12 protein-coding genes and 1 pseudogene are annotated in these 12,825 nt (G+C 61.6%); all 13 read right to left on the bottom strand.

Going from position 1 to position 12,825, the window contains the following annotated elements:
• Positions 1-249 precede the first annotated feature (249 nt).
• The gene (locus tag FEE99_RS05340; RefSeq protein ID WP_041477421.1) at positions 250-885 is read right to left on the bottom strand and encodes a hypothetical protein; all 636 of its coding nucleotides are present in this window, start codon (positions 883-885) and stop codon (positions 250-252) included.
• A gap of 92 nt (positions 886-977) precedes the next feature.
• Positions 978-2,420, bottom strand: a complete 1,443-nt coding sequence (locus tag FEE99_RS05335; RefSeq protein WP_041477420.1) for an efflux transporter outer membrane subunit — start codon at positions 2,418-2,420, stop codon at positions 978-980.
• The gene (locus tag FEE99_RS05330; protein ID WP_016772263.1) at positions 2,417-3,304 is read right to left on the bottom strand and encodes an efflux RND transporter periplasmic adaptor subunit; all 888 of its coding nucleotides are present in this window, start codon (positions 3,302-3,304) and stop codon (positions 2,417-2,419) included. Before FEE99_RS05330 ends, FEE99_RS05335 begins: the two co-directional genes overlap by 4 nt.
• On the bottom strand, positions 3,301-3,510 hold the full coding sequence (locus tag FEE99_RS05325) for a DUF1656 domain-containing protein (protein ID WP_016772264.1): 210 nt from the start codon (positions 3,508-3,510) through the stop codon (positions 3,301-3,303). Before FEE99_RS05325 ends, FEE99_RS05330 begins: the two co-directional genes overlap by 4 nt.
• Positions 3,507-5,570 (bottom strand): FUSC family protein, encoded by a 2,064-nt coding sequence (locus FEE99_RS05320; RefSeq protein WP_041477419.1) that lies wholly within the window; start codon positions 5,568-5,570, stop codon positions 3,507-3,509. Before FEE99_RS05320 ends, FEE99_RS05325 begins: the two co-directional genes overlap by 4 nt.
• A complete protein-coding gene (locus FEE99_RS05315) occupies positions 5,567-5,995 on the bottom strand; it encodes a MarR family winged helix-turn-helix transcriptional regulator (protein WP_016772266.1) in 429 nt (142 codons plus the stop codon). The genes FEE99_RS05320 and FEE99_RS05315 overlap by 4 nt, the downstream gene beginning before the upstream one ends.
• Before the next feature lie 363 nt (positions 5,996-6,358).
• Positions 6,359-6,639, bottom strand: a pseudogene (locus tag FEE99_RS05310) (type II toxin-antitoxin system RelE family toxin).
• Positions 6,629-6,874: a type II toxin-antitoxin system Phd/YefM family antitoxin gene (locus FEE99_RS05305; RefSeq protein WP_041477418.1), complete on the bottom strand. Its 246-nt coding sequence runs from the start codon at positions 6,872-6,874 to the stop codon at positions 6,629-6,631. Before FEE99_RS05305 ends, FEE99_RS05310 begins: the two are co-directional and overlap by 11 nt.
• A gap of 90 nt (positions 6,875-6,964) precedes the next feature.
• Positions 6,965-7,210: a DUF2789 domain-containing protein gene (locus FEE99_RS05300; RefSeq protein WP_041477417.1), complete on the bottom strand. Its 246-nt coding sequence runs from the start codon at positions 7,208-7,210 to the stop codon at positions 6,965-6,967.
• A 78-nt stretch (positions 7,211-7,288) separates the two neighbouring features.
• Positions 7,289-8,884: an efflux transporter outer membrane subunit gene (locus FEE99_RS05295; RefSeq protein WP_178089429.1), complete on the bottom strand. Its 1,596-nt coding sequence runs from the start codon at positions 8,882-8,884 to the stop codon at positions 7,289-7,291.
• The gene (locus FEE99_RS05290; protein WP_041477416.1) at positions 8,881-9,948 is read right to left on the bottom strand and encodes an HlyD family secretion protein; all 1,068 of its coding nucleotides are present in this window, start codon (positions 9,946-9,948) and stop codon (positions 8,881-8,883) included. Before FEE99_RS05290 ends, FEE99_RS05295 begins: the two co-directional genes overlap by 4 nt.
• 27 nt (positions 9,949-9,975) lie before the next feature.
• On the bottom strand, positions 9,976-11,514 hold the full coding sequence (locus FEE99_RS05285; RefSeq protein WP_041477415.1) for an MFS transporter: 1,539 nt from the start codon (positions 11,512-11,514) through the stop codon (positions 9,976-9,978).
• Between the two features lie 224 nt (positions 11,515-11,738).
• Positions 11,739-12,656 carry a LysR family transcriptional regulator gene (locus tag FEE99_RS05280; protein WP_016772273.1) on the bottom strand — a complete coding sequence of 306 codons (918 nt, stop codon included), beginning with the start codon at positions 12,654-12,656 and terminating at the stop codon, positions 11,739-11,741.
• Between the last annotated feature and the right edge of the window lie 169 nt (positions 12,657-12,825).

Genomic DNA, 12,825 nt, shown 5'->3' with positions numbered 1-12,825 from the left:
GAATGACCTGATCGGTTTCCGTGGCTGTGGATGAAGTCGTCTTCCTTGAACCCGGGATCGGGTCGCGGCTCGACTGTGCGCAATTAAGCGGTGGAGATTAGCACCGGGCGCGGACGACGGCCCAATGTTTAAAGGTTAAAGAGTGTCTATGGACACTTGGGAGAGCAAAAAGATCGCAGCCTTCGGCAGCTCCTACATTTGCAATCCGATTGTCCTGTAGGAGCTGCCGAAGGCTGCGATCTTTTGATTTCAGGAATATTGAACCTCGATTTCATCCAACTGATGATCAAAGCTCTTCAGCCGCGCGGTCCAGGTATACACCAGCACTTCAAAGTCGCGATCAATCACCGCTCCGCCGGTGGTATCCGCCCGCACATCGCAGAAATCCAGTTGATAGCGTTCACGAGCCATGGCCGTGGCGACGTCGGACAGCTCGCGGGCGTTGCTCAGCCAGTGCCAGCCGTCATCGGCGATCTGCTTGTCGAGTTCCAGGCATTGCTTCTTCAGGGCTTCGAGGCTTTTTTCCAGCGGCGTGCCGGTGAGCTCGCCCATGACTTCGGCGAAGGTTCGCCCGGGCTGCCAATAGCTACCCCAGAAGTAGCGGTCGAACACGGTTTCGACCCGGCGCAGGGCGACTTTGGTGTCCCAGATCAGCACGAGCATCCTGCCCCGTTCGAGCTGGCGCTTCTTGACCCGTTGCAGCTGAATCGAGGTCCACGCGACGACGACGATCGCCATCACCGCGATCAGCGCAACGGTGCTGTCGAGGAAAACCATTGCCGTGTCGATCTGGTGGGCCAGCATGATCCCGTAGAAATATGTGGCCGAGAGCAGCACCAGTGCGACCAGAGCGCACCAGAAGCCGAGAGCGTAAGGGTTTTTCATTATTGTTTCCCCTGGGCCAGCACGAGCAATGTGCATTGCAGGAGCGCTTGGCATGGGGCGCCCCTCCAACACTTCAAAGCATAGCAACGGCCTCAGGGTTTGCTGGCGCTCGAGGTGTTCGTTCGTCCGCTTTCCCAGCCACCGCCCAGGGCGAGGAACAAATCGATCTGGCTCATTGCGACCTGGGTGTTGGCGCCGGCCAGTTGCGCGGTGACATCGGTGTAGGTGCGGGTTGCTTGCAGGTCGGCGAGGAACGACTCGCGGCCGGCCTGGAAGAAGCGGTGCGTCTGCTCGGCGGCGAGCTTCGCCGACTGCTCGGCTTCGGCCAGCGCATCGCGGCGTTGCAGCAGCGCGCTGTACTGGGCCAGACCGGTCTGGGTCTCGCGGATGGCGTTGAGCACCACGCCGTCGAAATGCGCCAGCGCGCCTTGAGTGTTGGCCTCGGCTTCACGGATGCGCGCGCGGGCGCCGTTGGTCGGTACTTTCCAGCTCAGCGACGGGCCGAAGCCCCAGCGGTTGGTCGACGGGTCGCCGAGGTCATCAATGATGCCGACGGTGCCGATGGTCGCGCCGATGCTGATGTCCGGGTACAGCTCACCGGTGGCGATGCCGATGCCGGCGGTTGCCGCAGCAAGACGCCGCTCGGCCTGACGAATATCCGGGCGGCGCTTGAGCAGCGCAGCGCCGTCACCGACCGGCACCAATTGCGCGATCTTCGGCAACTCGGCGCAACTGGCGGTACCTGCCGGCAACTGCTCGACCGGTTTGGCCAGCAGCATCGACAATCGGAACAGCCCAGCCTGACGCGCCGCTTCATAACGCGGCAAGTCGGCGCGCAAGGATTTGAATTGGGTCTGCGAACGGGTGACCTGGGTCTCGTCACCACGCCCGGCGTCACGCAGACGCTGGATCAGCGTGGTGCTCTGCGATTGCAGGTCGAGAGAATGCTCGGCGATTTCCCGCTCTTCGTTGGCTGCGCAGACCTGGGTGTAAGCACGAACCACGTCCGCCACCAAGGTGATACGCGCAGTGTCGGCTGCGGCCTGAGTCGCATCGGCATTGGCTTTGGCCGCTTCGATACCGCGCTGCAAGGTGCCCCACAGGTCGAACTGGTACGAAGCGCTGATACCGATATCGGCGATGTTGGCCACCGGGACTTTTTCCGGCAGCAGGAACGCCTGACCGGATTCCTGCAGACGTTGGGCACCCATTTTCACCCCGCCGCTCCAGCCGCCAGCGGACTCGGCTTCATCCACCTGAGCACGTGCCCGCGACAGGTTCGCCGCCGCCACGCGCAGGTCGGTGTTGGAAGCCATGGCCTGCTGTACCAGTTGATCGAGGCGCGGGTCTTTATACAGCCGCCACCAGTCCGCTGGCACCGGCGCCGAGACCACCGGTTTGCCGGCGACTGCCAGCTCACCCTGAATATCCTTGCGCTGCACCGCCGCGTCGGCGGGCACCTGATAATCCGGGCCGACCATCTGACAGGCCGAGAGCATCACGCCCATCCCGGCGATCAACCAGGCCCTGCTCATGGCTGCGGCTCCTCATGCTGGTCGTCGATGATCGACACGGTGGCAGTACGCCCGGCAATCATGCGGAAGTCGGCCGGCACCTCATCAAAAGCGATGCGCACCGGAATCCGCTGCGCCAGGCGCACCCAACTGAACGCCGGGTTGACGTTGGGCAGCAGGTTGCTGCCGCTGGTGCGGTCGCGGTCTTCGATGCCGGCGACGATACTTTCGACATGCCCGCGCAACCTGGCGCGGTCGCCGATCACGCGGATATCCACCGATTGCCCGACGTGGATGCCGTCGAGTTTGGTTTCTTCAAAATAGCCGTCGATGTGGAATGAATTGCTGTCGACCACCGACAACACCGGGCGCCCGGCGGTGACGAATTCCTGCGGACGCGGCGCGCGGTCGTTGACGTAACCGTCGACCGGGCTGCGGATTACCGAACGATCGAGGTTGAGCTGCGCACTGTCCACTGCTACCAACGCCTCGGCCAGCGCCGATTGCGCACGGGCCACCCGCGACTGGCTTTCTTCCAGCTGTTCGGCCGGCACCAGGTTGCCGAGGCCACGGTTACGCTTGGCTTCACGCTGCGCCTGGGCGAGGGTTTCTTCGCGATCGGCAACGGCGGCCTTGGCTTGGCGCAGGGCCAGTTTGAAGCGGTCCTGGTCGATGCTGAACAGCACCTGGCCACGCTTGATCAACTGGTTGTCCTTTACCTCGACCTGCTGGATCAGCCCGGACACGTCCGGAGCGATCTGGATGATGTCGGCACGAATGTGGCCGTCGCGGGTCCACGGCGCGAACATGTAATACATCACCATGCGCCAGACGAGGACAACGGCAAAAGTCACGATCAGCAGGGTCAGAACCACGCGACCGATGGTCAGAAACGGTTTTTTCATGTCATCAGGTATCGACTGAGTGAGTCCACGCCGTACAGCAGCACGGCATAGAGCGCCACGTTGAACAATGCCCGGTGCCAGACCAGACGGTAAAAGTGCAGGCGTTGCAGCACGCCATGCACCAACAAAAACAGCACGTAAGTAATGCCCATCAGCACCAGCAGGGTCGGCAGGAAGATGCCGCTGATATCCAGGTCACCGATCATAGGGGCGCTCCATCGGGCAGCGGTTCTTCGGGCTCGGCGCTGGAGACGAACTCGACGCCGGGCAGCAAGGCCAGACGCAGACCGCTCAAGGCGTGCAACAGGTGCAGACGGGTTTCATCGTCACCCTGGCCGTTGAGCGCACGGCGCGTGCGATCGAGGGTCATCAGCAGACCGCTCGGTGCCGGCAGGCGTTCGTCGGCTTTGAGGCAGGCGCGAAAATACTCGCCGACCTCGCCCACCACTTGTCGCAACAGGGCATTTGGCACGCCGGTGACGCGCGGGGTGTAGGCAAGCAGATCGAGCATGTTCAGACCGACACGCACTTCACGCATGGCGATGCCGGTGTCCTGACCGGTCAGGGCCAGACGCGGCAGGTGCTGCATCAGCCGATCGAGCAACTGCACGCCCAACTGCCGATGCTCGGCGAGACTGGCTGGCTCGGTCATGCTGACGATGTCTTTCCAGCTGAATCGGGTCAGACGCTTGGCCGCCAGTTCGGCACCGAATGGCCGCGCCACCAGCGTCCAGATGAATGCGAACAACAGCCCCAGCGGTCCAGCCAGATTGGAGTTGGCGAAGGCGAAAAAGTCCGCGTCGTAGGCACCCTGAATACTGATGAACGACGAGGTATTGACCAGCGTCAGCAGCATGCCGAGGTAGAAACGCGGCTGCACGGTCAGCGTACCGATGCAAATGAACGGCACGGCAAACGCCAGCACCAGCATCGGGAAATCGTGCAGGTTGGGCAGAATCAGAAACAGGTAAAGACTGGCAAACAGCACCGACATCCCGGTCCAGAAAAAGAACCGGTAAATCTGCGGCGCCGGGTCGTCCATCGAGGCAAAGAAGCTGCACGCCACCGCCGCCAGAATCACCGCGCTGCCACCGTCCGGCCAGCCGAGCAGGATCCACAGCACCGAAGCAACGATGATCGCCAGAATGGTCGAGGCCACCGAGTAGAGCATCAGCCCGCGATCGATGAACGGCGTCAACCGGCCCAGGCGCCAGTGCCGGTACACCGCGCGCCAGCTGTCCTGGCGCTCGCAAAGAATCGCATCCTGCAGGCTGCGGCAGTCCTGCCACAGATCGATGAATTCACCGAGGCGGTAAATCGCGTTGGAGAACAGCAACTGTTTGCGCTCCTCCAGCGCTTCGGCGCTCGGTTGCAACGCGTCGAGTTGATCTCTCAGTGCTTGCCAGCGCTCGAGATTGGCGTCTGCGTGGTCCAGCCATTCCCGGGTCGCAGTCAGCAATGGCTGGAATTTTTCCACCAGTTCCGGGGTGCGGCGTTCGAGGGCGTACAGCGAATCCTCTAGGGCATCGATCACTGGCAACAGGTGAATCATCCGGCCGCGCAGTTCCTTGGTGTTACGCACGGTTTGTGGCCGCGCGCCTTCGTGGGGCAACTGGCCGATCATCAACTCGAGGCTGTTGAAATTGGCGACCATGGCCATGCGCAGCGCGGTGACTTCTTCCGGCTGCACATCGCGGCTGAGAAACTTCAGGCTGTAGCTCGTCGCATCGGCGAACCACTTGCTCACGGCATCATTGAACACCGGCGCCAGCCGACGCGGCCAGAACATCGCACCGACCACCGCCGCGACGGCGATGCCAAGGAAAATCTCTTCGGTACGCGCCTCGGCCACGTCCCACACCGCCAGCGGATTATCGACCACCGGCAGGGCAATCAGCGGCAAGGTGTAGCCGGCCAGCATCAGCGCATAACTGTTGGCGGTGCGCAGATGCAGGGATATGAACAACAAGATCCCCGTCCACAAGGCAATCACCACCACCAGCACATACGGGCTCTGCACGAACATCGGCACGAACAGCACCGCCGCCGCTGCGCCGAGAAATGTACCGGCCGCGCGGTACAGCGCTTTGGAGCTGGTCGGGCCGAGAAACGGGCTGGAGACGATATACACCGTGGCCATCGCCCAATACGGACGCGGCATTTGCATGAGCAAGGCGATGTACAGCGCAATCATCGACGCTGCAAAGGTACGGACCCCGTAAAACCAGTCACGGGCCGGCGGCATGCCAGTGAAAAAACCGTTCAAGAATTGACCACCACAGGCGAACTCGCCGCCTCAAAAGCCCTGAGTACCCGAAGCGTAGCTTCCAGATCGCTGCGCTCGATGCCTTCCAGCACCTCATGCCGCAAGCGCACCAGCTCGGCCTCCACCGCTTGCACCAGCTCGCGGCCGGTATCGGTCAGGCTCAGGCACTTGGCCCGGCGATCCTGGGCATCTTCGGTGCGACAGACGTAACCGGCGTGGCACAGCTGATCGAGCAAACGCACCAGCGAAGGACTCTCCATCCCCGCAGCCTGGGCGACTTGCACCTGACGCACGCCCTCACCCAAACGCCCGATCATCAACAAGGGCACGGCGCAGGCTTCGGAAATTCCATAGTTGACCAGCGTGGTCTGGCAGATCTTCCGCCAATGCCGGGCGGCCACCACCATGGCGCTGCTGATGTTCATCTGGAGACTGTCGAGGGAATCGGACACGGGATAACGGACACTGTTAGTTTGCTAACTATCAATATCGCATTGGAGGGGAATTTCAGTCAAGTTTTGAAACAAATCTCCCCACGCTTGGCCGAGGCGTACCACGAGTTGGATTTGTAATTTTTCGAAGAAAAAATCTAATGCGACGGACAAAACGAAATTTTTTTTACAGTAAGGAGGTTTTTTTTACATCTGAGCCTTTTCGCGCAATTTTTTTTACATGCTGCGCCTCATGCCAGACGATACATCAACTGATCCCACACTTTGGTGGCCCAGTCCGGTCACTCAAGAATCTCATCGACAAACATCGGCCACTTGAATAAAGCGGGGGCTCGTTCAACGGTTCCTGGCAGCATCGTAAACACTGCTGCGTTCGCGCTTGCCAACCGCTAGCACGGAAACCACGACTCGTTCGTCGATGACTTGGTAAACCAATCGATACCCCGAGGCTTTGAGTTTGATTTTGTAGCAGTCGGGCATGCCGTGGAGTGCGTCAGCCGGGATTCTGGGAAGCTTCAGCCTCTCACCTAGCTTCTTTTTGAATTGCTCACGCATGTATGACCCAGCTTGTTCCACTCTTTGTGTGCAGACGGCAGGAACTCAAGCTTATAAGTCATCCAGGCTTACCGAAATGGGCGTTTCGTGGAGACGCGAACGAACAATGTCAGCCAGTTCAAGATCATCAAGCCGCTCCATCATCGCTTCGTAAACTTCGGCCGGCACCATATAACCCATGACGCGATTGTGGTTGAGGACAGCGACGGCCCCCCCATGTGCACCGTTCAACACGGCAGTAGGATTTTTTTTTAGTTCAGAGACACTGACAGCCATATCGGCAAGAACGCTTTGCATAATAAGGACCTCAAATTAGGACGTGATTTTGGTCTATTTATACCCAATGGACAACTGCGGCGTTGGACGAGGATACAAACTTCGCAATGATCACCCCACCCGCCCCTTCCGCAACATCACATTCAACTGATCCACCACCTCCGCCCAATCCGCATCATCCAGAATCTCCTCGCGCAGAAACTGCGCCTGACTTTCCGTCCAGAAAAACGCGTCAGCCAGATGCAAATCCGGTTTGAGCGGCGAATGGCTGGCGATGAATTGGTCGATGCCGGTCGGGTCGTCGGCGAGGCCGAGTTGTTTGAACAGGGCCGGCAGGCTGTGCTGCGGATTTTCCATGATGCAACTCCTCTGCAATTCAGGTCCGGCGTTGCGCCGTTTGCTGCAATGGAGTTGATCATAGCTGGCTCTGCGGGTTCAGGGTCTGGCGACGTCAGGTGAGCCTGCGGCCAGTTGCGCTGCCGGATAGACCGATTGCCACCCGCCGCCCAACGCCTTGTACAAACCGACCATCGCCAGGGAGACGCCGGTCGAGCTTTCCACCCATTGTTCCTGCGTGGCGAGCAAGGCGCTTTGCACGGTGAGGACGTTGACGAAATCGACCACGCCTTCGACGTATTGCTGTTGCGCAGTACGCAGGGCGATCTGGTTCTGATGCACGGCTTCGGCGAGGCTGTCGCGACGGCGCTGGCTGGCGTTGTAGGCGGTCAGCTGGTCGTCGATTTCATGCCAGGCACGCAGCACAGTCTGCTGGTAGGCGATGGCCGCTTCTTGTTGCTGGGCTTCGCGCAGTTGCAGCATGCCGCGAAGGCGACCGCCGTCGAACAACGGCAAGCTGAATTGCGGGCCGATGGCAAAGGCACGCGAGCCCCATGAACCGAAATCGTTCAGCTGCATGGCCTGTGAACCGAGGTTGCCGGACAGGGTGATGCGCGGATAGAAATCGCCCTTGGCCACGCCGATGTTGGCGGTGGCGGCGTGCAGACGCGCTTCGGCCTGGCGGATATCGGGGCGGCGTTCGGCCAATTGCGACGGCAGGCCGATGGCGACTTGCAGTGGCGACTGCGGTACTGCCGCGTCTGTGGATAACGTTTGAGCGAGAGTTTGCGGTGGCTCGCCCATCAACAGACTGATCGCGTTGATCAGTTGCGCCTGACGCTGCTCAAGCGCCGGCAGCCGTGCCTCGATGGCTGCGACTTGCGCGGCGGCTTCAGCGACGTCCAGGTCGGTCGCCACGCCATCGGCCAGCCGCAGCTGCGAGAGTTTCAGGCTGTGGCGAGCGACGTCGAGGTTCTGCGCGGTGACGGCGCGGGTGTTCTGCACGCCGCGCAGCTGAATGTAGTTTTGCGCGGTGTCGGCGAGCACGGTCAGCAGTACGTCACGACGGTCGTTTTCTGCCACTTCGAGATTGGCATCAGCGGCTTCGGTTTCACGGCGCACGCGGCCCCAGAAGTCCAGTTCCCATGACGCCGAGATGCCGGCATCCCACAGGTTGAAAGCCTCATCGCCGTTGTTTCCCGATGGATCGTTCAAGCCTTCGCCGCTGTTGCGTTTACGTGCGTAGCTGCCGGTGGCGGTGCTGTTCGGATAACGCTCGGCGGTGATCACCTGGCGCGCGGCGCGGCTTTGTTGCAGGCGGCTGCTGGCCAGTTGCAGGTCGAGGTTGCTGTTCAGCGCGCGCTGGGTGAGCGCGGAAAGTTGCGGGTCGTGGAAGGTTTCCCACCAGCGTTCGTTCAGGGGTTCGCTCACGGCCTGGCTCGGGGCGGATTGGCTCGGTTTGGCCCAGTCGGCAGGCTGGGTGGCTTCGGGTTTCTGGAAGTCCGGGCCGACGGTGCAGGCGCTGAGGCTGACTGCAAGCAAGGCACTCAGGGTGAGCTGCTGCCTATGCGCCCATCGCTGGCAAGCCAGCTCCCACAAGGATTGTGCAGGTTGTGCAAAATGGTTCGGCCTGCCAATGACCCCTGTGGGAGCTGGCTTGCCAGCGATGAGGCCAACCGATTCAACACCGATCATCGCTGCGTCACCTCGCGTCCGGACGCCTTTGAGCTGGCGGTATCAATACTCGCCTCGACGGACATCCCCACCCGCAACCGCTCGGCCAGTGGCTGGCCCGGTTCCAGCACGATCTTCACCGGAATCCGCTGCACAACCTTGGTGAAGTTGCCCGTCGCGTTGTCCGGTTTCACCGCCGCAAAGGTCACGCCAGTTGCCGGCGCAATGCTCTCGACGCGGCCGGTCAGGGCTTCGCCACCGAGACTATCCACTCGGACTTGCACATCCTGCCCGGGCTGCACGTCGGTCAACTGGGTTTCCTGAAAATTGGCCACCACGTAGGCCTGCTGCAACGGCACCACCGCCAACAATTTGCTGCCCGGGGTGACGTAGGCGCCGACGCGCACCGCACGCTCGCCGATCATGCCGTCCTGCGGCGCGGTGATGCGCGTGTAAGAGAGGTTGAAACTGGCGATTTCCAGTGCCGCCTGCGCGTGTTTCAGATTGCCTTCAGCGGCGTTGCGCTGGGCAGTGAGGATTTCGACTTGTTTGCGTTCGGCCGCCAGTTTCGCCGTCGCGGTATCGAGACGCGCCGAAGCCTGATCAATGCGCGTGCGCGCCTGTTGCGCGTTCTGCACGGTGCCGGCACCGACTCCGGCGAGGTGGTTGTAGCGGTTCAGTTCCTGCTGCGCAAAGGCCATTTGCGCTTTGGCCGAAACCACAGCGGCCTGCGCCTGAGCGATCAGCGACGCCTGCCGCTCAAGGGTCGCATTGGCGTTCTGCAATTGCGCCCGCGCGACCAGGGTTTGCGCGTCCGCCGCTTGCGCCGCTGCGCGCAAATCACGGTCATCGATCAGCGCCAACAATTGCCCGGCCTTGACCTGCTGGTTGTCTTCGACCAGCACCTGCTTGATGAACCCGGCCACGCGCGGCACCACCAGCGTGTAGTCGGCGGAGACGAAGGCGTCATTGGTGGTTTGCTCGGTGCGTTGGCCGAACAGCCCGGGCATCGCCAGGTACACCAGCACGCCCACCGCCAGCGCGGCAGCCACGGCCACCGCGAGTTTTTGCTTGGATTGAGTCATAAAAAACCTTCAGTTTCAGTACAGCGATCAGGTCGGCGCGCGCGGCGGATAAATCCGCGTCGGCAGCCAGAAAATCAGCAGGATCAAAGCCACGGCGACGCCCGCCATGCACAGGTACAAATCGGACGAAGTCAGCACCACCGCCTGCTCGTGCACGCGGTGAGCGAGGCCCGAATCGCTGTGATCGGCCAGCGGCGAATTGCCCAGGCTGTCGACCAACATGGTCGAATGGAAATGCAGGCGCGCGGTGGTCAGCGCTTCGATCACGCCGGTGGCGACCACTGCGGCGAGACCTTTGACGGTGTTGAACCACGCCGACGCGAACGGCCCTTCCATCGGCGTGATACTACCGGTCGACAACATCAGCAGTGGCAACACCGCCATCGGCTGGCCGAAAATCTGCAGCCATTGCAGGACGTAGAAGTCATCGCGAATCCACGCCGAAGTCAGGTGCGAACCACCGAGGCAGGACAGCGCGAGCATGCTCAAACCAATGCCAAGCACCCAGCGGCAATCGACCCAGCGCAAGTTGCATAGCGCCGCCACCAATGGCAGCGCGATCAACTGCGGCAGCGCGGCAATGAGCATGATCGGCGCGGTTTGCGCCGGACGATAACCCTGCACCTGGGCCAGATAACTCGACGGAATCAACACCACCGCCAGCAGCACGATCAACACCCCGGCGAGGGTGATCAGGGCGAACAGCAGGTTGCGGATGCCGAGCATCTGCAGCTTGAAAAACGGAATCGGCTGCGACCATTCATTGATCATAAAAGCCACCAGCAGCAGCGAACCGGCACCGAGTAATCCACAGATCAGGTTCGACTCGAACCAGTCCAGTCGATTGCCCTGCAACAGACCGATCACCAGCATGCAGATCGCTGGAAAGCCCAGCAGCAGGCCTTTCCAGTTGAACGACTTGAGGCGCTCCAAGCGCAGCGGATCCTGGGGCAATCCGTAAGCCACTGCGGCCATGGCGATCAGGCACGGCACGATGATCTGCCAGAAGGTCCATTGCCAGCCGACGTATTCAGTCCACAGACCGGCCAGCGGCGTGCCGAGTCCCGGGCCGAAAGTCGCAGTCAGTGCGTAGCCGGCCAGTCCGTAGAGTTTGATGTTGGCCGGGAGAAAGCGCAGCGCGACGGTCATCAGCATCGGCGGCAATGCACCACCGGCGAGGCCCTGGAGGATGCGCATCAACAACAGACTTTCGTAATTAGGCGCGAACGGGCACAGCACGCCGAGCACGGTAAAAAGACCGATGGCGCACAGCGTGAAGCGGCGCAGCGAGAAGGTCACCGCACACCACGGCGCGAAGGCCATGGCTGCGACCGACGTGGCGGTGTAGCTGGCGACCAGCCAGGTGCCTTCGTCGTAACCGATGTGCAGCGCGCCGCGAATATCGGCGAGTGCGACTTTGGTGACCATCTCGTTGAGGCCCGAGACCAGCACGGCCAACAGCACGCCGACCAGACCAATGATGATCCGCGCCCCGAACACCGGTGGCGCAGCCGCCGCCGCCGGGCTGGTCGCGGCGAGAGGCGCCGTGACCGTCAGGGATGTCATGAATGAAAAGCTCCGGGGGTGAAATACCGGAGCATTTTAGTGGGGCTTGATGCTGACGAAAATTGACTTATTGGCAGGTTATAAGTGCATCAGACACAACGGTGAATGCCTATGTGGGAGCGAGCCTGCTCGCGAAAGCGGTGGACCAGCCGCCATTGAGGTGACTGACTCGACGCCTTCGCGAGCAGGCTCGCTCCCACAGGGATTCGATGGTGCCTGATGATTTACGGCTGTGCCGCCAGCCATGTTTCATCGCAGCAGGTCTTGAGGGTTTCGCGCAGCCAGCGGTGGGCCGGGTCCTTGTCGAAGCGCGGGTGCCAGGCCTGGGTCAGCATCAGCATGGGCAGTGGAATCGGCAGGTCGAATGAACGCAGTTTCAGGCCCAGCCGCCGCACGCTGAGCAGGGCTTCCTTGGGCACCGGCAGGATCAGGTCGGAGTCGGGCAAGGCAAACATCGCTGCATGGAAACTCGGCGCGATCACCGCCACCCGGCGCTCCAGCCCCAGTGCGTTCAACGCCGTATCGATCGGGCCGCGAGCGATGCCCCGGCGCGACATGCTGATGTGGGAAAAACCGGCGTAGCGCTCAGCGGTGATTTCGCCATCGAGCAACGGATGATTCTCGCGCACCAGGCCGACGAAATGCGTGGAGAACAGGTTCTGCACTTTCACTTCCGGCGTAAGCGGACGGGTGTTGCTGACGCTCAGATCGATGCGCCCTTCGCGCAGTGCCTCATCGTCGCCGTCGCCTTCCGGGACGAAGCGCAATTCGCAATGCGGGGCGAGTTGGTCGAGGGTATCGAACAGCTTGCCGCCGTAAACGCCGACGAAGAAATCATTGGCGCGAATGCTGAAACGTCGACGCAAGGTGCCTAGCTCGACGCTGTCGGCGGAACGAAACAGCAGCGCCGCCTGCTCGACCACGTCGCGCACCTGTTCGCGCAGTTCGAGGGCTTTGGGGGTCGGCACCAGGCCACGCCCGGCGCGCACCAGAATCGGATCGCCGATGGCTTCGCGAATCCGCGTCAGCGTGCGGCTCATGGCCGCCGGGCTGAGGTTCATCCGCCGCGCCGCGCCGACCACACTGCCCTCGTCGAGCAAAGCATCGAGGGCGACCAGAAGGTTCATGTCCGGGAGTTGCATGCTGAGCACTCTTGGCTGATCTGGATTGATCCGGGCGCAATGCTAACAAACATCCCATAAGAGGGACGAGGCCAGCGCTGGACTCTTCGCGAGCAGGCTCGTTCCCACCCTGGAATGCGTTCTCATGTGGGAGCGAGCCTGCTCGCGAAGAGGCCGGCCCAGCCAACGA

Origin of the sequence: Pseudomonas sp. ef1, assembly GCF_007293365.2 — a bacterium.
Classification (GTDB): Bacteria; Pseudomonadota; Gammaproteobacteria; order Pseudomonadales; family Pseudomonadaceae; genus Aquipseudomonas; species Aquipseudomonas siliginis.
Note: the sequence above shows the minus strand (reverse complement) of the source record. Positions and strands in the feature narration are given on the sequence as shown.

Coding starts and splice junctions, on each gene's coding strand:
- FEE99_RS05340 (WP_041477421.1), bottom strand. CDS start 885: ATGAAAAACCCTTACGCTCTCGGCTTCTGGTGCGCTCTGGTCGCACTG.
- FEE99_RS05335 (WP_041477420.1), bottom strand. CDS start 2,420: ATGAGCAGGGCCTGGTTGATCGCCGGGATGGGCGTGATGCTCTCGGCC.
- FEE99_RS05330 (WP_016772263.1), bottom strand. CDS start 3,304: ATGAAAAAACCGTTTCTGACCATCGGTCGCGTGGTTCTGACCCTGCTG.
- FEE99_RS05325 (WP_016772264.1), bottom strand. CDS start 3,510: ATGATCGGTGACCTGGATATCAGCGGCATCTTCCTGCCGACCCTGCTG.
- FEE99_RS05315 (WP_016772266.1), bottom strand. CDS start 5,995: ATGAACATCAGCAGCGCCATGGTGGTGGCCGCCCGGCATTGGCGGAAG.
- FEE99_RS05305 (WP_041477418.1), bottom strand. CDS start 6,874: ATGCAAAGCGTTCTTGCCGATATGGCTGTCAGTGTCTCTGAACTAAAA.
- FEE99_RS05300 (WP_041477417.1), bottom strand. CDS start 7,210: ATGGAAAATCCGCAGCACAGCCTGCCGGCCCTGTTCAAACAACTCGGC.
- FEE99_RS05295 (WP_178089429.1), bottom strand. CDS start 8,884: ATGATCGGTGTTGAATCGGTTGGCCTCATCGCTGGCAAGCCAGCTCCC.
- FEE99_RS05290 (WP_041477416.1), bottom strand. CDS start 9,948: ATGACTCAATCCAAGCAAAAACTCGCGGTGGCCGTGGCTGCCGCGCTG.
- FEE99_RS05285 (WP_041477415.1), bottom strand. CDS start 11,514: ATGACATCCCTGACGGTCACGGCGCCTCTCGCCGCGACCAGCCCGGCG.
- FEE99_RS05280 (WP_016772273.1), bottom strand. CDS start 12,656: ATGCAACTCCCGGACATGAACCTTCTGGTCGCCCTCGATGCTTTGCTC.